The sequence below is a fragment of the uncultured Jatrophihabitans sp. genome, assembly GCF_964246335.1.
GTDB lineage: Bacteria > Actinomycetota > Actinomycetes > Mycobacteriales > Jatrophihabitantaceae > Jatrophihabitans.
Genome location: NZ_CAXTQF010000059.1, coordinates 904 through 19,951 on the forward strand (window position 1 = coordinate 904; position 19,048 = coordinate 19,951).

General features: G+C 68.6%; 32 protein-coding genes and 2 pseudogenes. 1 reads left to right on the top strand and 33 read right to left on the bottom strand.

Annotation, left to right across the window (positions count from 1 at the left end; genetic code table 11):
• Positions 1–100: 100 nt before the first annotated feature.
• The 7 genes from rplQ to infA all read right to left on the bottom strand — a co-directional run bounded on the left by rplQ (position 101) and on the right by infA (position 3,926).
• Positions 101–814 (bottom strand): 50S ribosomal protein L17, encoded by a 714-nt coding sequence (gene rplQ / locus ACFFCN_RS14785; protein WP_375492826.1) that lies wholly within the window; start codon positions 812–814, stop codon positions 101–103.
• Positions 815–895: 81 nt separating this feature from the next.
• Complete coding sequence (locus ACFFCN_RS14790) at positions 896–1,939, bottom strand: DNA-directed RNA polymerase subunit alpha (protein WP_375492827.1); 1,044 nt, start codon at positions 1,937–1,939, stop codon at positions 896–898.
• A gap of 96 nt (positions 1,940–2,035) precedes the next feature.
• Positions 2,036–2,641 (bottom strand): 30S ribosomal protein S4, encoded by a 606-nt coding sequence (gene rpsD / locus ACFFCN_RS14795; protein WP_375492829.1) that lies wholly within the window; start codon positions 2,639–2,641, stop codon positions 2,036–2,038.
• Entirely contained in the window at positions 2,641–3,045 is a 405-nt protein-coding gene (gene rpsK / locus ACFFCN_RS14800; RefSeq protein ID WP_375492831.1) for a 30S ribosomal protein S11, read from the bottom strand. Before rpsK ends, rpsD begins: the two co-directional genes overlap by 1 nt.
• Positions 3,045–3,425, bottom strand: a complete 381-nt coding sequence (rpsM, locus tag ACFFCN_RS14805; protein ID WP_375492833.1) for a 30S ribosomal protein S13 — start codon at positions 3,423–3,425, stop codon at positions 3,045–3,047. The genes rpsK and rpsM overlap by 1 nt, the downstream gene beginning before the upstream one ends.
• Positions 3,426–3,574: 149 nt before the next feature.
• Positions 3,575–3,688, bottom strand: a complete 114-nt coding sequence (rpmJ, locus tag ACFFCN_RS14810; RefSeq protein WP_061960951.1) for a 50S ribosomal protein L36 — start codon at positions 3,686–3,688, stop codon at positions 3,575–3,577.
• Between the two features lie 16 nt (positions 3,689–3,704).
• Positions 3,705–3,926, bottom strand: a complete 222-nt coding sequence (infA, locus tag ACFFCN_RS14815; RefSeq protein ID WP_027139599.1) for a translation initiation factor IF-1 — start codon at positions 3,924–3,926, stop codon at positions 3,705–3,707.
• 207 nt (positions 3,927–4,133) lie between these two features.
• Between infA and ACFFCN_RS14820 the strand changes: the two genes are divergently transcribed.
• Entirely contained in the window at positions 4,134–4,730 is a 597-nt protein-coding gene (locus ACFFCN_RS14820; RefSeq protein WP_375492835.1) for an acyltransferase, read from the top strand.
• 76 nt (positions 4,731–4,806) lie between these two features.
• Here the strand turns inward: ACFFCN_RS14820 and ACFFCN_RS14825 are convergent, their stop codons facing one another.
• From ACFFCN_RS14825 to ACFFCN_RS14950, 26 genes and pseudogenes are all read right to left on the bottom strand, one after another.
• Positions 4,807–5,601: a TrmH family RNA methyltransferase gene (locus ACFFCN_RS14825; RefSeq protein ID WP_375492837.1), complete on the bottom strand. Its 795-nt coding sequence runs from the start codon at positions 5,599–5,601 to the stop codon at positions 4,807–4,809.
• Between the two features lie 16 nt (positions 5,602–5,617).
• Positions 5,618–6,445 carry a type I methionyl aminopeptidase gene (gene map / locus ACFFCN_RS14830; protein WP_375492839.1) on the bottom strand — a complete coding sequence of 276 codons (828 nt, stop codon included), beginning with the start codon at positions 6,443–6,445 and terminating at the stop codon, positions 5,618–5,620.
• A gap of 97 nt (positions 6,446–6,542) precedes the next feature.
• Positions 6,543–7,196 (bottom strand): adenylate kinase, encoded by a 654-nt coding sequence (locus ACFFCN_RS14835; RefSeq protein ID WP_375492841.1) that lies wholly within the window; start codon positions 7,194–7,196, stop codon positions 6,543–6,545.
• A 20-nt stretch (positions 7,197–7,216) separates the two neighbouring features.
• Positions 7,217–8,536 carry a preprotein translocase subunit SecY gene (gene secY / locus ACFFCN_RS14840; protein WP_375492842.1) on the bottom strand — a complete coding sequence of 440 codons (1,320 nt, stop codon included), beginning with the start codon at positions 8,534–8,536 and terminating at the stop codon, positions 7,217–7,219.
• Positions 8,537–8,654: 118 nt separating this feature from the next.
• Positions 8,655–9,098, bottom strand: coding sequence for a 50S ribosomal protein L15 (gene rplO, locus ACFFCN_RS14845; RefSeq protein ID WP_375492844.1), 444 nt, complete (start codon positions 9,096–9,098; stop codon positions 8,655–8,657).
• 3 nt (positions 9,099–9,101) lie between these two features.
• Positions 9,102–9,284, bottom strand: a complete 183-nt coding sequence (rpmD, locus tag ACFFCN_RS14850) for a 50S ribosomal protein L30 (protein WP_375492846.1) — start codon at positions 9,282–9,284, stop codon at positions 9,102–9,104.
• 3 nt (positions 9,285–9,287) lie between these two features.
• Positions 9,288–9,905: a 30S ribosomal protein S5 gene (gene rpsE / locus ACFFCN_RS14855; protein WP_375492848.1), complete on the bottom strand. Its 618-nt coding sequence runs from the start codon at positions 9,903–9,905 to the stop codon at positions 9,288–9,290.
• A 97-nt stretch (positions 9,906–10,002) separates the two neighbouring features.
• Positions 10,003–10,392 (bottom strand): 50S ribosomal protein L18, encoded by a 390-nt coding sequence (gene rplR / locus ACFFCN_RS14860; protein WP_375492850.1) that lies wholly within the window; start codon positions 10,390–10,392, stop codon positions 10,003–10,005.
• Positions 10,389–10,931: a 50S ribosomal protein L6 gene (rplF, locus tag ACFFCN_RS14865; RefSeq protein WP_375492852.1), complete on the bottom strand. Its 543-nt coding sequence runs from the start codon at positions 10,929–10,931 to the stop codon at positions 10,389–10,391. Before rplF ends, rplR begins: the two co-directional genes overlap by 4 nt.
• 12 nt (positions 10,932–10,943) lie before the next feature.
• Entirely contained in the window at positions 10,944–11,351 is a 408-nt protein-coding gene (gene rpsH / locus ACFFCN_RS14870; protein WP_375492853.1) for a 30S ribosomal protein S8, read from the bottom strand.
• Positions 11,352–11,414: 63 nt separating this feature from the next.
• On the bottom strand, positions 11,415–11,600 hold the full coding sequence (locus ACFFCN_RS14875) for a type Z 30S ribosomal protein S14 (protein WP_375492855.1): 186 nt from the start codon (positions 11,598–11,600) through the stop codon (positions 11,415–11,417).
• Position 11,601: 1 nt separating this feature from the next.
• Positions 11,602–12,177 carry a 50S ribosomal protein L5 gene (gene rplE / locus ACFFCN_RS14880; RefSeq protein WP_375492857.1) on the bottom strand — a complete coding sequence of 192 codons (576 nt, stop codon included), beginning with the start codon at positions 12,175–12,177 and terminating at the stop codon, positions 11,602–11,604.
• A gap of 3 nt (positions 12,178–12,180) precedes the next feature.
• Positions 12,181–12,498 (bottom strand): 50S ribosomal protein L24, encoded by a 318-nt coding sequence (gene rplX, locus ACFFCN_RS14885; protein WP_375492859.1) that lies wholly within the window; start codon positions 12,496–12,498, stop codon positions 12,181–12,183.
• 2 nt (positions 12,499–12,500) lie between these two features.
• A complete protein-coding gene (rplN, locus tag ACFFCN_RS14890) occupies positions 12,501–12,869 on the bottom strand; it encodes a 50S ribosomal protein L14 (protein ID WP_375492861.1) in 369 nt (122 codons plus the stop codon).
• Between the two features lie 35 nt (positions 12,870–12,904).
• A complete protein-coding gene (rpsQ, locus tag ACFFCN_RS14895) occupies positions 12,905–13,225 on the bottom strand; it encodes a 30S ribosomal protein S17 (RefSeq protein ID WP_375492863.1) in 321 nt (106 codons plus the stop codon).
• Positions 13,222–13,476 (bottom strand): 50S ribosomal protein L29, encoded by a 255-nt coding sequence (gene rpmC / locus ACFFCN_RS14900; RefSeq protein ID WP_375492865.1) that lies wholly within the window; start codon positions 13,474–13,476, stop codon positions 13,222–13,224. Before rpmC ends, rpsQ begins: the two co-directional genes overlap by 4 nt.
• Positions 13,476–13,892 carry a 50S ribosomal protein L16 gene (gene rplP / locus ACFFCN_RS14905; RefSeq protein WP_375492867.1) on the bottom strand — a complete coding sequence of 139 codons (417 nt, stop codon included), beginning with the start codon at positions 13,890–13,892 and terminating at the stop codon, positions 13,476–13,478. The genes rpmC and rplP overlap by 1 nt, the downstream gene beginning before the upstream one ends.
• 249 nt (positions 13,893–14,141) lie before the next feature.
• Positions 14,142–14,927: pseudogene (gene rpsC, locus ACFFCN_RS14910) on the bottom strand (30S ribosomal protein S3); the annotation flags it as partial.
• Positions 14,927–15,319: a 50S ribosomal protein L22 gene (gene rplV, locus ACFFCN_RS14915; RefSeq protein WP_375492869.1), complete on the bottom strand. Its 393-nt coding sequence runs from the start codon at positions 15,317–15,319 to the stop codon at positions 14,927–14,929. The gene rplV and the pseudogene rpsC, both read right to left, overlap by 1 nt.
• A 29-nt stretch (positions 15,320–15,348) precedes the next feature.
• Positions 15,349–15,630 (bottom strand): 30S ribosomal protein S19, encoded by a 282-nt coding sequence (rpsS, locus tag ACFFCN_RS14920; protein ID WP_375492871.1) that lies wholly within the window; start codon positions 15,628–15,630, stop codon positions 15,349–15,351.
• 6 nt (positions 15,631–15,636) lie between these two features.
• Entirely contained in the window at positions 15,637–16,470 is an 834-nt protein-coding gene (gene rplB / locus ACFFCN_RS14925; RefSeq protein WP_375492873.1) for a 50S ribosomal protein L2, read from the bottom strand.
• A gap of 7 nt (positions 16,471–16,477) precedes the next feature.
• Positions 16,478–16,771 carry a 50S ribosomal protein L23 gene (gene rplW / locus ACFFCN_RS14930; protein WP_375492875.1) on the bottom strand — a complete coding sequence of 98 codons (294 nt, stop codon included), beginning with the start codon at positions 16,769–16,771 and terminating at the stop codon, positions 16,478–16,480.
• Positions 16,771–17,544, bottom strand: a complete 774-nt coding sequence (gene rplD, locus ACFFCN_RS14935) for a 50S ribosomal protein L4 (RefSeq protein WP_375492877.1) — start codon at positions 17,542–17,544, stop codon at positions 16,771–16,773. Before rplD ends, rplW begins: the two co-directional genes overlap by 1 nt.
• Entirely contained in the window at positions 17,544–18,206 is a 663-nt protein-coding gene (rplC, locus tag ACFFCN_RS14940) for a 50S ribosomal protein L3 (RefSeq protein WP_375492878.1), read from the bottom strand. Before rplC ends, rplD begins: the two co-directional genes overlap by 1 nt.
• Before the next feature lie 12 nt (positions 18,207–18,218).
• The gene (rpsJ, locus tag ACFFCN_RS14945; RefSeq protein ID WP_007318892.1) at positions 18,219–18,524 is read right to left on the bottom strand and encodes a 30S ribosomal protein S10; all 306 of its coding nucleotides are present in this window, start codon (positions 18,522–18,524) and stop codon (positions 18,219–18,221) included.
• Positions 18,525–18,641: 117 nt separating this feature from the next.
• Positions 18,642–19,048, bottom strand: a pseudogene (locus tag ACFFCN_RS14950) (elongation factor Tu); the annotation flags it as partial.

Here is a 19,048-nt window from a genome sequence, read left to right on the forward strand (position 1 = left end):
GGGCCCCCCCCCCCGTATACCGGGGGGCGGTTTTCCCAACCGCCCCCGGGCCCCCCCCCCCGCGGCCCCGCTTCGGACATGGTCGTGCGGTCGGACAGGGCTACTTGCCGTCCTGCCCCGGGGCGTCGTCGGGCTTGGACGTCTCCTGACCGCCGGCCTCCGGGTCGTCGCCGAGCACCTCGTCGGCGGCCTCGGCAGCGTCGTCCGCCTGTCCGTCACCCAGGCCGATCGCGTCCAGGCCCTCTTCGGCCGAACCCGCCTCGACCGCCGGGTCGACCTCGGACGCCGCTGCGTTGTCGTTCGGCGCGTTGCTGGCGGTTGCGTCGGACACCACGCCGGCCGCGGTCGGCGACTCGGCGGCAGCGTCCTCGGCGATCTCGGCCGTCCGCTTCGACGGCGCCTTTCGAGCCGCGGTACGCGTACCACGGGCCCGCTCGGCCTCGGCCACCACCGTCTGCGCCGCTTCGCACAGTTCGATGATCGCCATCGGCGCGTTGTCGCCCTTGCGCGGCGTGGTCTTGATGATCCGCGTGTAACCGCCCGGACGAGCCGCCATCTGCGGGCCGATCTCGGCGAACAACTTGTGCACGACGTCCTTGTCGCGGATGACGGTCAGCACTCGCCGCCGGGCGTGCAGGTCACCGCGCTTGGCGAAGGTGATCAGCCGCTCGGCCAGCGGACGCAGCCGCTTCGCCTTGGCCTCGGTGGTGGTGATGCGGTCGTGCTCGAACAGCGCCGTCGCGAGGTTCGCCAACATGAGGCGCTCGTGCGACGGGCTGCCGCCGAGGCGGTTCCCCTTGGTGGGCGTGGGCATCGTCTGCTCCTAGTCGCTCGAGACGGGGGCTTTTCGGGGCCCCCGCCGAGAATTCGAGCTTGCGAGAATTCTTGGTGGGGTTTAGAGCTGCTCGGTCTCGGCGTAGTCGGTGTCGTCGCCGAAGTCGTCGCCGGTGACCTCGCCGTCCTCGCCGTAGGACTCGACCGACGTCGGCAGCGCAAATCCGGGCGGGCTGTCCTTGAGCTGCAGGCCGAGGCCGGCCAGCTTGACCTTGACCTCGTCGATCGACTTCGACCCGAAGTTGCGGATGTCGAGCAGGTCGGCCTCGCTGCGGCCGACGAGCTCGCCGACGGTGTGGATGCCCTCGCGCTTGAGGCAGTTGTACGAGCGCACCGTGAGGTCGAGGTCCTCGATCGGCATCGAGAACGCGGCGATGTCGGCGACCTCGGCCGGCGACGGGCCGACGTCGATGCCCTCGGCCTCGACGTTGAGCTCCTTGAACAGCCCGAACAGCTCGACCAGCGTGTGACCGGCCGACGCGACGGCGTCGCGCGGGGCCATCGAGGACTTGGTCTCGACGTCGACGACGAGACGGTCGAAGTCGGTGCGCTGCTCGACGCGGGTGGCCTCGACCTTGTAGGTCACCTTCAGCACCGGCGAGTAGATGGAGTCGACGGGAATGCGGCCGATCTCCTGGCCGGGCTGCTTGTTCTGCACGGCGGTGACATAGCCGCGGCCGCGCTCGACGACCAGCTCGATCTCGAGCCGGCCCTTCTTGTTGATCGTGGCGAGGTGCAGGTCGGGATTGTGGATCTCGACCCCGGCCGGCGGCGCGATGTCGGCGGCGGTGACGTCGCCCGGGCCCTGCTTGCGCAGGTACATGACGACCGGCTCGTCGCTCTCGGAGCTGACGACCAGTTCCTTGAGGTTCAAGATGATGTCGGTGACGTCTTCCTTGACGCCCTCGACGGTGGTGAATTCGTGCAGCACGCCGTCGATGCGGATGCTGGTGACCGCCGCGCCCGGGATGGACGAGAGCAGCGTGCGGCGCAGTGAGTTGCCGAGCGTGTAACCGAAACCGGGCTCGAGCGGCTCGATGACGAACCGCGACCGGCTGTCGGAGATGGACTCCTCGGCGAGGGTGGGGCGCTGAGAGATCAGCACAGGTGTTGCTCCTTCTTTTCGTGGACGACCGCTATATGACGTCCGCGGGTGGTGGTGCCGCCCCCGGCACTCCCTGCGGCCGGGGGCGTGTGTTGTCTACTTGGAGTAGAGCTCGACGATCAGCTGCTCCTGCAGCGGGATCTCGATCTGTGCGCGCTCAGGCAGCTGGTGCACGAGCACCCGCAGCCGGTCCGGCACGACCTGCAACCAGGCCGGCACGGGGCGCTCGCCCTGGGTCTCGCGGGCGATGAGGAACGGCGTGGTCTCCAACGACTTCGGCTTGACGTCGATGATGTCCCACTGGGTGACGCGGTAGCTCGGAATGTCGACCTTCGCGCCGTTGACGAGGAAGTGGCCGTGGCTGACGAGCTGGCGCGCCTGGCGCCGGGTGCGCGCGATGCCGGAGCGGTAGACGACGTTGTCCAGCCGCGACTCGAGGATCTGCAGCAGGTTGTCGCCCGTCTTGCCCTGGCCGCGCACGGCCTCGTTGTAGTAGCGACGGAACTGCTTCTCCAACACGCCGTAGCTGTACTTCGCCTTCTGCTTCTCCTGCAGCTGCAGGAGGTACTCGCTCTGCTTGATGCGCGAGCGGCCGTGCTGGCCGGGCGGGTACGGGCGACGCTCGAAGGAGCTGTCACCGCCGACGAGGTCGACGTTGAGGCGGCGCGAGATACGGGTCGCGGGACCGGTGTAGCGAGCCATCAGACCCTCCGACGCTTCGGCGGACGGCAGCCGTTGTGCGGCTGCGGGGTGACATCGGAGATCGTCCCGACCTCGAGACCGGCGGCGGTCAGCGAGCGGATCGCGGTCTCGCGGCCCGAACCCGGACCCTTGACGAAGACGTCGACCTTCTTGACGCCGTGCTCGGCGGCCTTGCGGGCGCAGTTCTCGGCGGTCATCTGCGCGGCGTAGGGCGTCGACTTGCGCGAGCCCTTGAAGCCGACGTGCCCGGCGGACGCCCAGCTGATCACGTTGCCCTGCGGGTCGGTGATCGAGACGATCGTGTTGTTGAACGTGCTCTTGATGTGGGCCTGGCCCACGGCGACGTTCTTCTTCTCCTTGCGGCGGATCTTCTTGACCGCCGTCTTGCGAGCTGCACCCGGCATTACTTCTTACCTGCCTTCTTCTTGCCCGCGATCGTCTTCTTCGGGCCCTTGCGGGTACGGGCGTTGGTCTTGGTGCGCTGGCCGTGGACCGGCAGGCCGCGGCGGTGGCGGATGCCCTCGTAACAGCCGATCTCGACCTTGCGGCGGATGTCGGCGGCGACCTCGCGGCGCAGGTCACCCTCGACGCGGAAGTTCGCGTCGATGTAGTCGCGCAGCTTGACCGCGTCGTCCTCGGACAGGTCGCGGACCCGCAGGTCCGGGCTCACGCCGGTGGCTTCGAGGGTTTCGTGGGCGCGGGTACGACCCACTCCGTAGATGTAGGTGAGCGCGATCTCCAGCCGCTTTTCGCGGGGGAGATCGACGCCGGCAAGACGTGCCATGTGCTGGTGTCGTCCGATCTCGTTCGGCGAAGGTGTCGGGCGCAGCCGCCCCGATCCAGTGATCAGGCTCCGGCCTTCGCGTCCGGAGGTGGACCCGCGCTGTGGGCGCGGGCTGGCGTGCGCTTAGTGGTGTTTCGGTGTACTGCGACTCAGCCCTGGCGCTGCTTGTGACGCAGGTTGTCGCAGATGACCATCACGCGGCCGTTGCGACGGATGACCTTGCACTTGTCGCAGATCGGCTTGACGCTCGGCTTGACCTTCACGTCTGATTCCTTCTCGTTACTTGTAGCGGTAGACGATGCGCCCGCGGGTGAGGTCGTAGGGCGACAGCTCCACCACCACGCGGTCCTCGGGCAGGATCCGGATGTAGTGCTGGCGCATCTTGCCGCTGATGTGCGCGAGCACCTTGTGCCCATTGCTCAGTTCCACTCGGAACATGGCATTGGGCAGCGGCTCGACCACGCGGCCTTCGACCTCGATGGCCCCGTCTTTCTTGGCCATATCCTCCGCTTTTCGTTCCTTGGACGTGCTCGTGTCGCAGCCAGTGAGACTGCGGGTGTTTCATGGGCTGCGCCGTGAGGGTCCGTGCCCCGGCCGCGGCCACAGCGGCATGGGAGCAGGACGACGTGCACCAGCGTTTCAGTCTACGCGCAGGCACTCCTACCGCCAAAATCGCGCGGATCGGGCACGCTGCCTACGCTCAGCCGCATGCCCGAGGGACCGCCGCTGGACCGCGCCGCCGCCAAGCTGTGGCTGCAGAAATGGCGGTGGTACCACCGCGCCCGCCGGCCGTGGAACATCGCGGCGCTGCACGTCGAGCTGGCCCGCCGGCAGGCATTCGCCCGCGGCGCGCTGCACGGCAACGTCTTGCAGATGCTGCGCGAGGGGCGCCTGGAGATCGGGCCGCACGCGTATTTCGAGCCCGGGGTGTGGCTGACCTCGGATGCCGGCCGCATCGCGATCGGCGGCGGTTCGCTGTTGAATCTCAACGTCATGGTGGCCGCGGTGGACGCCGTGACGATCGGCGAGCACTGCATGCTGGCCAACGGCTGCCTGATCACTGACGGCGACCACCGCTTCGACGACCTCGACACCCCCGTCCCCTGGCAGGGCTTCACTTCGAAGGGGCCGGTGACGATCGGCGACAACGTCTGGCTGGGCGCGAACGTCGTCGTGACCAGCGGCGTGACGATCGGCGAACGGGCGGTCATCGGCGCCAATTCGGTGGTGACGTCGGACATCGCGGCGTTCGCGATCGCCGCCGGCGCCCCTGCGAGGGTCCGCAAGAGCGTCCGCCCCGACTGAGGCATTCCGCCTTCCCACCCGGGATGGTCGCAAATCCGCGCGCAATCGCGACCATCCCGGGTGGGAAGACGGGCAGTCAGCGGGGGAGGTTGCGCGCGGCGCGGGCGTAGAGCGCGATCCCGGCGGAGACGGAGACGTTCAGCGACTCGGCGCGCCCGCTCATCGGGATCGACACGGTCGTCGCCGGCAGCCCGGCGAAGCCCGCGGACCCGCCGGTCTTCTCGCTCCCGAACACGAGTGCGAGCCGCTCGTCGAGCTCCCCCAGCCGGCCGAGGTCCAGCTCGCCGGCGCTGTCGAGCACGGCCAGCCGGATGCCGGCGTCCCGGAAGTACCCGACCGCCTCGTCCCGCGAGGCCAGCACCACCGGGACGGAGAAGACGTAGCCGCGGCTGGCCCGCACGAGCCGCCGGTCGGCGATCGTCGCCAAGTCGCTGTCGACGAGCACGATGCCGGCCGCGCCGAGCGCAATCGAGGTGCGCACGATCGCCCCGATGTTGCCGACGATCTTGACGCCGTCGAGCACCACGACGTCGCCGGCCGCCCCGGCGAGCGCGTCCAGCCCGAGCGGTGCCGGCACCCGCACGATGCCGAACGTCTTGGGCCGCTTCTCGCCCTTGAACACCTGGTTGACGACCGACGTCGCCATCAACCGGACCGGCACGCCGCGCGAGGTGCACGCGTCGAGCAGCGCGGGCGGTACCGGCGCCGACTCCAGGGCGTAGACCTCGACGAACCCGACGCCGGCCCGCAGTGCCTGCACGAGCGGTTCGACGTCCTCGATCAGCGCCGTGCGCACCGCCCCGCGGGAGGGTTTGACGACGTCGACGATGCGCTGCACCGCCGGGTCACCGCGGTCGGTGATGACGTCCATGGCCGTCGGGGACGCCTCAGGCCGCGAGGGCGGAGACGTCCACGCCCCGCTTGCCCAGCTCTGCGCGGCCGCCGTCCTCGGCGGTCAGCACCCACGGCCCGTCGTCGAGGATCGCCACCGTGTGCTCCCAGTGGGCTGCCCACGAGCGGTCGACGGTGCGCACCGTCCAGTCGTCCTCGAGCACCTCGGTGGCCCGCGACCCGGCGGTGACCATCGGCTCGATCGCCAGCGCCATGCCCGACGTCAGGCGCGGCCCCTTGCCGGGCCGGCCGTAGTTGAGGATGTGCGGCGCCATGTGCATCTCGGTGCCGATGCCGTGCCCGCCGTACTCGGCGACGATGCCGTACCTGCCGGCACCGCGGATCGACGTCTCGACAGCGTGCGAGACGTCCGAGAGCCGGGCGCCGGGGCGCACCGCGGCGATGCCCGCCCACATCGACGCCTCACAGGTGGCCGACAGCGCAGCGATCTCCGGGCTCACCTCGCCGACCGGGACGGTAATGGCCGAGTCGCCGTGCCAGCCGTCGACGATCGCGCCGAAGTCCAGCGAGATGAGGTCGCCCTCGGCCAACTTCTCCGCGTCGGACGGGATGCCGTGCACGACGCGGTCGTTGACCGACGCGCAGATAACGCCGGGAAAGCCGTGATAGCCGAGGAAGTTCGGTCTGGCGCCCGCGGCGCGCAGCACGTCCCGCGCGATCGCGTCGAGGTCCCCGGTAGACACACCCGGCGCCACCGCGGCGCGCATCGCCGCCAGGCCCTGCGCGACGACCAGTCCGGCGGCGCGCATCGTCGCGATCTGCGCCGGCGTCTTGAGCTCGATGCGCTCGGGTCGCCCGCGCATCAGGACGCCACCCCTCGTTGATCAACAGTAGGCATTGCGCACCCCAGCGACCGGAAACTGCTGTTGATCAGCGAGGGGTGGCGGACGACGTGGCGCATCAGGACTCGGCGTACTGGGCCAGCACGCTGATCGCCCGCTCGGTGACGTCCTCGACGGTCCCGAAGGCGTCGATCGCAACCAGCAGCCCGGCGTCGCGGTAGAAACCGATGAGCGGCGCGGTCTGCTTGTCATAGACCTCGAGCCGGTGCCGCACGGTATCCGGTGCGTCGTCGTCGCGCCGGTAGAGCTCGCCGCCGCACTTGGGGCACGCACCGCCCTCGACAGCGTCGGGTTCGACGTGCACGACGTGCCCGCACTTCTTGCAGGTGCGCCGCCCCGCGAGCCGGTTGACGACCTCTTCGTGGTCGACGTCGAGGTCGAGCACCACGGACAGCGCGACGTCGAGCGACGCCAGCATGCCGTTGAGCTCGTCGGCCTGCGAGACGTTGCGCGGGAACCCGTCGAGAAGGAAGCCGCTCACGGCATCCGGCTCGGCGAGGCGGTCGCGCACCATCGCATTGGTGACCTCGTCGGGCACGAGATCCCCGGCGTCCATGTACTCCTTGGCCTGCTTGCCGAGTTCGGTGCCACCCGAGACGTTCGACCGGAAGATGTCACCGGTGGAGATCTTCGGGATGCCGAAACGATCGGCGATGAACTCCGCCTGGGTGCCCTTGCCGGCACCCGGCGGGCCGACGAGAACCAACCGCATGTTTGAGCCTCCCGGCCGACTCAGCGAAGGAAGCCTTCGTAGTTGCGCTGCATGAGCTGGCTCTCGATCTGCTTCATCGTGTCCAGGCCTACGCCCACCATGATCAGCACCGCGGTGCCGCCGAACGGGAAGTTCTGGTTGTTGCCGCTGGTCACGTTGAAGAAGAAGTTCGGCAGCACAGCGACAATTCCCAGGTAGAGGGAACCGGGCAGCGTGATGCGCGAGAGCACGAACTGCAGGTACTCGGCGGTCGGCCGGCCGGGGCGGATGCCCGGGATGAATCCGCCGTACTTCTTCATGTCGTCGGCGCGCTCGACCGGGTCGAAGGTGATGCCGACGTAGAAGTAGGCGAAGAAGATGATCAGCAGGAAGTAGATCGACAGGTAGACCGCTGACTGCTGGTTGATCAGGTACTGGTTGACGAAGCGCTGGAACGAACTGGTGCCCGCGTTGTTACCGGTGAGCTGGCTGATCAGCTGCGGGATGTAGAGCAACGACGACGCGAAGATGACCGGGATGACGCCGGCCTGGTTGACCTTCAGTGGCAGGTAGGTCGACGTCCCGCCGTACTGCCGGCGCCCGATCATGCGTTTGGCGTACTGGACGGGGATGCGCCGTTGCGCCTGCTCGACGAACACGACCGCCACGATGATGGCCAGGCCCAAAAGCACGATCAGGGTGAACACGAAGCCACCCGCGTTCTGCAGGATGACGTGGCCCTCGCTGGGGATGCGGGCAGCGATGGAGGTGAACATCAGCACGCTCATGCCGTTGCCGACGCCGCGGTCGGTGATGAGCTCGCCGAGCCACATGATGACGCCGGTGCCGGCGGTCATGCAGATGACCATCGTGCCGAGGGTCCGGATGTCCTGGTGGTACAGGATCGACTGGCAAGACGCCGACGAGCCCTGGAACAGCTGACCCGAACGGGCGAGCGCGATGAACCCGGTCGACTGCAGGATGGCCAGCCCGATGGTGAGGTAGCGGCTGTACTGGGTCAGCTTCTGCTGGCCCGACTGCCCTTCCTTCTTCAGTTGCTCGAACCGTGGGATGACCACGACCAGCAGCTGGATGATGATGCTGGCCGTGATGTAGGGCAGGATGCCCAGCGCGAACACCGACAGCCGCAGCAGCGCTCCCCCGCTGAACAAGTTGATCAGCGAGTAGATGTTCTGGTGGTTCTTGGCGCCGGTGGCGATGCACTTGTTGATCGCGTCCGTGTTCGTGTTCGGCGTCGGCACCGAGGCGCCGAAGCGGTACAGGATCAGGATCGCGAGCGTGAACAGCAGCTTCTTGCGCAGGTCCGGCGTACGGAACGCCGATGCGAATGCGCTGAGCACTGGTCCTCCTGCGGCAAGCTGTCGATGGTCGGGGGCTGACCGGGCCGGATCGGCCGATCGAGACCGGGAAAGCGAAGGCCTGGCCCCACCACGAAGGTGGGGCCAGGCTAACAGTCGCTCACAGTTGGGTGGCGCTGCCTCCGGCGGAGGCGATCTTCTCCCGGGCGCTCGCCGAGAAGGCGTTCGCGGTGACATCCAGCTTCACACCGATTTCGCCCTCGCCGAGCACCTTGACGAGCTCGTTCTTCCGCACCGCGCCCTTGGCGACGAGTTCGGCGACACCGACGGTGCCGCCCTCGGGGAACAGCGCCGCGAGATCGGCGACGTTGACCACCTGGTACTCCACGCGGTTGCGGTTCTTGAACCCGCGCAGCTTCGGCAGCCGCATGTGGATCGGCATCTGGCCGCCCTCGAAGCCGGCCGGCACCTGGTAGCGCGCGCCGGTGCCCTTGGTGCCGCGACCGGCCGTCTTGCCCTTCGAACCCTCACCACGGCCGACACGCGTCTTCTTCGTGTGCGAGCCGGGGGCGGGCTTCAGGTGATGGACCTTGAGATTGCCCATGGGTCAGTCGACCTCCTCTACCGTCACCAGGTGCGTGACGGTCTTGACCATGCCGCGGATCTCCGGGCGGTCTTCCTTGACGACGGTGTCGTGCATCCGCTTCAGGCCCAGCGAGCGCAACGTCTCGCGCTGGTTCTGCTTGTAGCCGATGCCCGACTTCGTCTGGGTGATCTTCAACTGGGTCATGACTCAGCTTCCCTGCCTGGCTCGCGCCCGCAGCATGCCCGCGGGAGCGACGTCCTCGAGCGGCAGGCCACGACGAGCGGCGACCTCCTCGGGCCGGGACAGACCCTTCAGCGCCGCGACCGTGGCGTGCACGATGTTGATCGGGTTGTCTGAGCCGAGAGACTTCGACAGCACGTCGTGGATGCCCGCGCACTCGAGCACCGCGCGCACCGGGCCGCCGGCGATGACGCCGGTACCGGGGCTGGCGGGCTTGAGCAGCACGACGCCGGCGGCCTTCTCGCCCTGCACCGGGTGCGGGATGGTGGCCTGGATGCGCGGGACCCGGAAGAAGTTCTTCTTGGCCTCCTCGACGCCCTTGGCGATGGCCGCGGGCACCTCCTTGGCCTTGCCGTAGCCGACGCCGACCATGCCGTCGCCGTCGCCGACGACGACCAGCGCGGTGAAGCTGAACCGGCGGCCACCCTTGACGACCTTGGCGACGCGGTTGATCTTGACGACGCGCTCGAGGTTGTTGTTCTTGTCCTCGCGCGGGCCGCGACCGCTGTCGCGGCGGTCGCGGCGGTCGTTGCCGCCGCGCTGGTCGTTGCCGCCGGTGCGGTTGCCCCGCTGCGGTGCCGTCATGAGCGTGTCTCCTGCAAAATCATCTTTTCGCCTTTCGGGGTCCCCGCCGAGTTTTCGAGCGGAGCGCAGTTCAGCGGAGCGAGACTCGGTGGGGTCATCAGAACTCCAGCCCGGCTTCGCGGGCGGCGTCGGCGAATGCGGCGATGCGGCCCGTGTAGGTGTTGCCGCCGCGGTCGAAGACGACCCGGGTGACACCCGCGGCCTTGGCCGCGTCGGCGAGCGTGGCGCCGAGCGCCTTGGCCTGCGCAGTCTTGTCGCCGTCGGTCACCTTGTACGTGGACGCCGACGCGAGCGTGACGCCCTTGCCGTCGTCGACCAGCTGCACGTACAGGTGCCGCGCGGACCGGGTGACGACCAGGCGCGGCCGGTCGGCCGAGCCCGCGACCTTCTTGCGCAGCCGGAAGTGACGGCGCGACTTGCTGACCCGACGGCTGGCCGAGATACCGGCCGAGCGCCGTGCCTGCTTCGCAATAGTCGATGCGCTCACTTCTTGCCTGCCTTTCCGGCCTTGCGGCGGATCGTCTCGCCCTGGAGGCGGACGCCCTTGCCCTTGTACGGGTCGGGCTTGCGCAGCTTGCGGATGTTCGCCGCGACCTCGCCGACCTTCTGCTTGTCGATGCCCTCGACCACGAACCGGGTCGGCGCCTCGACGCGGAAGGTGATGCCCTCCGGCGGCGAGACGATGACCGGGTGCGAGTACCCGAGCGCGAACTCGAGGTCGGCGCCGCGCGCGGTGACGCGGTAACCGCTGCCCACGATCTCGAGGGTCTTGGAGTATCCGTCGGTCACGCCCGTCACCATGTTGGCGATCAGTGAGCGGGACAGCCCGTGCAGGGATTTCGACTCGCGCTCGTCGTCCGGCCGCTCGACCGCGATCGCGCCGTCGTCGGCACGCCCCACGGTGATCGGCTCGGCCACGAGGTGCGCGAGCGTGCCCTTCGGGCCCTTGACCGTGACGGTCTGGCCGTCGATGGCGACGTCGACGCCCGACGGCACCACAACGGGAAGTCTGCCGATTCGACTCATGTCAGCTCCTCCTCACCACACGTAGGCGAGGACTTCCCCGCCTACCTTGCGCGTGGCTGCCTGACGGTCGGTCAGCAGTCCGTTGGACGTCGAGATGATGGCGACACCGAGGCCACCGAGCACGCGCGGCAGGCCGGTCGATTTCGCGTAGACCCGCAGGCCCGGCTTCGAGACCCGGCGCACGCCGGCGATGCTGCGCTCGCGATTCGGGCCGTACTTCATCTGCACGGTGAGCACGCGGCCCGGCTGACCCTCGGGGGCTTCGGCGACGTCGAAGCCCGCGATGTAGCCCTCCTGCTTGAGGATCTCGGCGATGTTGCTCTTGATCTTCGAGTGCGGCATGACGACGGTGTCGTGGTACGCGGTGTTCGCGTTACGCACCCGCGTCAGCATGTCCGCAATCGGGTCGGTCATGGTCATAGTGATCTTCTTTCTCGGGGCGGTTCCCCGCGGGGCCTTCCTCGAAGGTGGTGGGTGGAGCGATTACCAGCTGGACTTGGTGACGCCGGGCAGCTCGCCGGCGTGCGCCATCTCGCGCAGGCAGATCCGGCACAGGCCGAACTTGCGGTACACCGAGTGCGCGCGCCCGCAACGCTGGCAGCGGGTGTAGCCGCGCACCGCGAACTTGGGCTTCGCCTCGGCCTTGTTGCGAAGGGCCGTCTTTGCCATGTCAGCTTCTCTCTGTCTCGCGGAACGGGAAGCCGAGCGCCCGCAGCAGCGCGCGGCCCTCGTCGTCGTTGGCGGCGCTCGTCACGAGCGTGATGTCCATGCCGCGCGGCCGGTCGATCGAGTCGGGGTCGATCTCGTGGAACATCGACTGCTCGGTCAGCCCGAACGTGTAGTTGCCGTTGCCGTCGAACTGGCGGTCCGACAGCCCGCGGAAGTCGCGGATGCGCGGCAGCGCCAGCGAGAGCAGGCGGTCGAGGAACTCCCACATGCGGTCGCCGCGCAGCGTGACCTTGGCGCCGATCGGCATGCCCTCGCGCAGCTTGAACTGCGCGATCGACTTGCGGGCGCGCTGGACGAGCGGCTTCTGGCCGGTGATCAGTGTGAGGTCGCGGACCGCGCCGTCCATCAGCTTGCTGTCCTTGGCCGCCTGACCGACGCCCATGTTGACGACGATCTTCGACAGGCCGGGGACCTGCATCGGGTTGCCGTAGGAGAACTCCTGCTGCAGCGCCGGCGCGATCTCTTCGCGGTAGCGGGTCTTGAGCCGCGGGGTCGGAGTCTCGGTTGCGGTGGTCATGGGTTACAGGTCCTTCCCGGAGCGGCGCGAGACTCGCACGTTCTTGCCGCTCTCCTCGTCGCGCCGGTAACCGATGCGCGTCGCCTGGCTCTCGCCGTCGATCACCATGACGTTGCTCGCGCTGATCGCGGCCTCGATGTGCTCGATGCCGCCGGACTTGGCGCCACGGTTGGTGGTGCCGACACGGGTGTGCTTCGTGACGCGGTTGACGCCCTCGACGACGACCTTCTGCGTGATCGGGTCGGCCGCGATGACCTTGCCTTTAACGCCGCGGTCCTTGCCGGCGATGACGACGACCTCGTCGCCTTTTTTGACCTTCATGTCTAGAGCACCTCCGGTGCCAGCGAGATGATCTTCATGAACCGCTTGTCGCGCAGCTCGCGGCCGACCGGTCCGAAGATGCGGGTGCCGCGCGGCTCGCCGTCCTGCCGGATGAGCACGGCGGCGTTCTCGTCGAAGCGGATGTAGCTGCCGTCGGCACGGCGGCGCTCCTTGACGGTGCGCACGATGACGGCCTTGACGACGTCACCCTTCTTCACACCGGCGCCGGGCAACGCGTCCTTGACGGTGGCGACGATCGTGTCGCCGATCCCGGCGTAGCGCCGTCCCGAGCCGCCCATCACGCGGATGCACAAGATCTCCTTGGCACCGGTGTTGTCGGCGACCCGAAGTCGCGACTCCTGCTGAATCACTGCTCACTCCTATGACGGCAGATCGAACTGCTGGCTTACTTGGCCTTTTCGAGAACTTCGGCGACGCGCCAGCGCTTGGTGGCCGACAGCGGCCGGGTCTCGGCGATCAGGACGCGGTCGCCGATGCCCACGGCCTCGGACTCGTCGTGCACCTTGACCTTCGTGGTGCGCCGGATGACCTTGCCGTAGCGAGGGTGCTTGACGCGGTCCTCGACCTCGACGACGACGGTCTTGTGCATCTTGTCGCTGACGACGAGGCCCTCACGGGTCTTGCGGTGCGAGCCGCGCGCGCCGTCGGCTGCCGCTGCGGTAGCAGTAGCCGGCGTGGCCGCGGCGGTCTCTGTTGTCTCACTCATGCGCTGACACCTTCACTGGCACTGGCGTTGGATTCGTCGGGAGCGACCGAGAGCCCGAGTTCACGCTCACGCAGGATCGTGTAGATCCGCGCGATGTCGTGCTTGACGGTGCGCAGTCGCCGGTTGTTGTCGAGCTGCCCGGTGGCCATCTGGAAGCGCAGGTTGAACAACTCCTCCTTGGCCTCGCGCAGCCGGGTGTCGAGCTCGTCGTCGTGCAGCTCGCGCAGTTCGGCGGTCTGTGTGCTGGCCATCAGACCTCTCCTTCCCGGGTGACGATGCGGCACTTCATGGGCAGCTTGTGGATCGCGCGGGTCAGGGCCTCGCGGGCGACCTTCTCGTTGGGGAACGACAGCTCGAACAGCACGCGTCCGGGCTTGACGTTCGCGATCCACCACTCGGGCGAGCCCTTACCGGAACCCATGCGGGTCTCGGCCGGCTTCTTCGTCAGCGGGCGGTCCGGGTAGATGTTGATCCACACCTTGCCGCCACGGCGGATGTGCCGGTTGATGGCGATACGCGCGGACTCGATCTGCCGGTTCGTCACGTACGCCGGCTCGAGGGCCTGGACGCCGTACTCGCCGAACGCGACCTGGGTGCCGCCCGAAGCCATGCCACGCCGGGTGGGGTGGTGCTGCTTGCGGTGTTTGACCCTGCGGGGAACGAGCATTGCTCAGCCCTCTTCCGTCGTGGTGCTCTCGGCTGCCTGCGCACTGGCTGCGTCGCGGTCGGCAGCGGCGTCGATGGTCGCCTCGACCGGCTCCTTGGCCTCGGTGATCACCGGCTCGGCGTTGACCTGCTCGGTGATCTGCGCCTCGGTCTCGGTGACGAGATCCGGCGTCTCCGACGCGACGTCCGCGCCGGCCTCGGCCGCGGTGTTGACGCGCGACTCCTGCGCCGGCTCGCTCGGCGGCAGCGTGGCCGACGAGCCGCCGGACGCCGCACGCCCGGCGTCGGTGCTGACGCCCGTGGTGCCCTGCGAGCCGGAGCGGCGCTGACGCGGGCCACCGGCCGGGCGGTCGCGACGCTGACGCAGCGCCTCGGCGGCTGCAGCGGCCTCGCGCTCGGCGCGCGAACCGGTCGGCACCTCGCCCTTGTAGATCCACACCTTGACGCCGATGCGGCCGAACGTCGTGCGGGCCTCGTAGAAGCCGTAGTCGATGTTGGCGCGCAGCGTGTGCAGCGGCACCCGGCCCTCGCGGTAGAACTCCGAGCGTGACATCTCGGCACCGCCGAGGCGGCCACCGCACTGCACGCGGATGCCCTTCACGCCCGGGCTCTTGAGCGTCGACTGCATGCTCTTGCGCATGGCGCGGCGGAAGCTGACGCGGTTGGACAGCTGCTCGGCCACGCCCTGCGCGACGAGCTGCGCCTCGGCCTCGGGCACCTTGACCTCGAGGATGTTCAGCTGCACCTGCTTGCCGGTGAGCTTCTCCAGCTCGCCGCGGATGCGGTCGGCCTCGGCGCCGCGGCGGCCGATGACGATGCCCGGGCGCGCCGTGTGGATGTCGACGCGCACGCGGTCACGGGTGCGCTCGATCTCCACCTTGGCGATGCCGGCGCGCTCCATGCCCTTGGACATCAGCCGACGGATCGCGACGTCTTCCTTGACGTACTCCGCGTAGGACTTGTCGGCGTACCAACGGCTCTTCCAGTCGGTGCTGATGCCGAGGCGGAAGCCGTTCGGGTTGACTTTCTGGCCCATTACCGGCGACCCCTTCGGTTGTTCGTCGTCTCGATGCTCTCGACCTCGATGGTGATGTGGCTCGTGCGCTTGCGGATGCGGTAGGCACGGCCCTGCGCGCGGGGGCGGAACCGCTTCATCGTCGGACCCTCGTCCACGAAGGCGCGGGTGACGACCAGCGTCTCGGCGTCCAGGCTCTTGCCGTTCTCGGCGTTGGCGATCGCGCTGGCCAGCACCTTCGCGACCGGCTCGCTGGCGGCCTGCGGCGCGAACTTCAGCATCGCGAGCGCCTCCTGCGCGGGCATGTCACGAATGAGGTCGATGACGCGGCGCGCCTTCATCGGCGTCACGCGCACGTTCGCGGCGCGCGCAATGGCGACCGGCTCGTCCGCGTCGATGTTGATGTGCTTCATGTCTGGTTCAGTCCCTCACTCAGCCGCACTCAGCCCCGCCGTGCCCGGCGGTCGTCGCGGATGTGGCCCTTGAACGTGCGGGTCGGGGCGAACTCGCCCAGCTTGTGCCCGACCATGCCCTCGGTGACGAACACCGGCACGTGCTTGCGGCCGTCGTGCACGGCGATGGTGTGGCCGAGCATGTCCGGGATGATCGTCGAACGGCGCGACCACGTCTTGATGACGTTGTGCGTGTTCTTGTCGTTCTGCGCGTCGACCTTCTTGAGCAGGTGGTCGTCGACGAACGGCCCCTTTTTCAGGCTGCGTGGCATGGTGCGTTACCTCTTCTTGTTCGTACGACGACGACGGACGATCAGCTGGTCGCTCTCCTTGACCCGGCGGGTGCGCCCCTCGGGCTTGCCGTTCGGGTTGACCGGGTGCCGGCCACCGGACGTCTTGCCCTCGCCACCGCCGTGCGGGTGGTCGACCGGGTTCATCGCCACACCGCGCACGGTCGGGCGCTTGCCCTTCCAGCGCATGCGGCCGGCCTTGCCCCAGTTGATGTTGCTCTGCTCGGCGTTGCCGACCTCGCCGACCGTGGCGCGGCAGCGGACGTCGACGTTGCGGATCTCGCCGGAGGGCATCCGCAACTGGGCGTAGGCGCCCTCCTTGGCGACGAGCTGGACGCTCGCGCCTGCGGAGCGGGCGATCTTCGCGCCGCCGCCGGGCCGCAGCTCGATGGCGTGGACCACGGTGCCGACCGGGACGTTGCGCAGCGGGAGCGAGTTGCCGGGCTTGATGTCGGCGCTGGGGCCGTTCTCGATCCGGTCACCCTGCTTGAGCAGCCGCGGCGCGAGGATGTAGCGCTTCTCGCCGTCGGCGTAGTGCAGCAGCGCGATGCGCGCGGTGCGGTTCGGGTCGTACTCGATGTGCGCGACCTTGGCGGGGACGCCGTCCTTGTCGTGCCGCCGGAAGTCGATCACCCGGTAGGCGCGCTTGTGGCCGCCGCCCTGGTGCCGTGTGGTGATCTTGCCAGAACTGTTGCGGCCGCCCTTGTTGTGCAGCGGGCGGACCAGCGACTTCTCCGGGTGGTCACGGGTGACCTCGGCGAAATCGGCGACCGAGGAGCCGCGGCGGCCCGGGGTCGTCGGCTTGTACCTGCGAATAGCCATGGGTCAATCAGCCAATCTGTCCGAACACGTCGATGCGGTCGCCGGCGCGCAGCGTGACGATCGCGCGCTTGACGTTGCGCCGCCGGCCGAAGCCGGTGCGCGTGCGCTTGCGCTTGCCCTGCCGGTTGAGCGTGTTGACGTCGGTGACCTTGACGGTGAACACCTGCTCGACGGCGATCTTGATCTGCGTCTTGTTCGCCTGCGGGTGGACCTCGAAGGTGTACTTGTTGTCGTCGAGCAGGCCGTAGCTCTTCTCCGAGATCACCGGAGCGAGCAGCACGTCGCGTGGGTCGTCGAACATCAGGACTCCTCCCCTTCGGACGCTTCGGACTCGTCGGTGTCGGCGACGACCTCGTCGGTAGCTGCGGACTCGACCATCGACGGCACCAGCGGCTCGCCCTCGGTCTCGGTCGACTCGGGCAGGCCGCGCGACGGCTTGCCCTTCTCGGGGCCTGCGAGGAAGACGTCGAGCGCGCCGGAGGTGAACACGACGTCGTCGCTGATCAGCACGTCGTAGGTGTTCAGCTGGCCCGGCTCGAGCAGGTGCACCGAGGACAGGTTGCGCACGCTGCGCCACGTGAGCTCGTCGGTGCGCTCGGCGACCACGAGGACGTGCCGCGCGGAGCTGATCGAGGCCAGCGCCTCGGCGGCAGCCTTCGTCGACGGCACGTCACCGGTGACGAAGGACGACACGACGTGCACGCGGTCGTTGCGCGCGCGGTCGGACAACGCGCCGCGCAGCGCGGCGGCCTTCATCTTCTTCGGCGTGCGCTGGTCGTACTTGCGCGGCACCGGGCCGTGCACGACGCCACCACCGGTGAACTGCGGCGCGCGGGTCGAGCCCTGCCGGGCGCGGCCGGTGCCCTTCTGGCGGTACGGCTTGGCGCCGCCACCGCGGACCTCGGCGCGCGTCTTCGTCTTGTGCGTGCCCTGTCGCGCGGCGGCGAGCTGAGCGACGACCACCTGGTGGATGAGCGACACGTTGGTCTTGGCGTCGAACACGTCGGCGGGCAGCTCGACCTTGCTGGACTTGCCGCTGCCGGACGGGTTGTGGACCGTGAGCGAGAGAGCCATCAGGCACCGTCCTTCGGGGCAGCGCCCTTGTTGGCGGAGCGCACGAACACCAGCGCGCCCTTGGGGCCGGGGACGGCGCCCTTGATCAGCAGCAGGCCGCGCTCGGCGTCCACCTTGTGCACGACCAGGCCGGTGGTGGTGGCCCGGACGTGGCCCATCCGGCCGGACATCCGGGTGCCCTTGAAGACGTGGCCCGGAGTGGCACAGGCGCCGATCGAGCCGGGCTTGCGGTGGTTACGGTGCGCACCGTGCGAGGCGGAGACGCCGGAGAAGCCGTGCTTCTTCATCGTGCCGGCGTAGCCCTTGCCCTTGGTCGTGCCGCTGATGTCGACACGCGCACCGGCGGCGAACTGCTCGGCGGTGAGCTCCTGGCCCAGCGTGTAGGACTCGATGGCGTCCGTGCGCAGCTCGACCAGGTGCCGGCGCGGTGTGACGTCGGCGGCCTTGAAGTGGCCGGCGACCGGCTTGGTCACCTTGCGCGGGTCGATCTGGCCGTACGCGAGCTGGACGGCGGTGTAGCCGTCTTTGTCCTGCGTGCGGATCTGGGTGACGACGCACGGCCCGGCCTTGACGACGGTGACCGGGACCATCCGGTTGTTCTCGTCGAAGACCTGGGTCATGCCGAGCTTCTCGCCCAGGATGCCCGTTCGTTCGTTAGCCATTGGTCTCTCTCGCTACTGGATGTTGACGTCGACCGACGCCGGCAGGTCGATGCGCATGAGCGCGTCGACCGTCTTCGGGGTCGGGTCGAGGATGTCGATGAGCCGCTTGTGTGTGCGCATCTCGAAGTGCTCGCGGCTGTCCTTGTACTTGTGCGGCGAGCGGATGACGCAGTACACGTTCTTCTCGGTCGGCAGCGGCACCGGACCGACGATGCGCGCGCCGGTGCGCGTCACGGTCTCGACGATCTTGCGCGCGCTGGCGTCGATGGCCTCGTGGTCGTAGGCCTTGAGCCGGATGCGGATCTTTTGTCCCGCCATGGTGGCTGACTCACCTTCGCTGTTGGTGTGTTGCAGGTTCGAGCCCGCTCGCCGGTGCGGCGAAGGGCAGGTTCCGGGCGGGTGCCGTGAGCGGTGCCCGCCCGGAACCGGTGGTGCCTATTTGATGATCTTGACGACGCGGCCCGCGCCGACCGTGCGACCACCCTCGCGGATGGCGAAGCGCAGGCCGTCCTCCATGGCGATCGGCTGGATGAGCTCGACCGACATCTCGGTGTTGTCGCCCGGCATGACCATCTCGGTGCCCTCGGGGAGGGTCACGACGCCGGTCACGTCGGTCGTGCGGAAGTAGAACTGCGGGCGGTAGTTGTTGAAGAACGGCGTGTGCCGCCCGCCCTCGTCCTTGGAGAGGATGTAGACGTTCGCCTCGAAGTTCGTGTGCGGCGTCGTGGTGCCCGGCTTGATGACGACCTGGCCGCGCTCGACGTCCTCACGCTTGATGCCACGCAGCAGCAGACCGACGTTCTCGCCCGCCTGGCCCTCGTCGAGCAGCTTGCGGAACATCT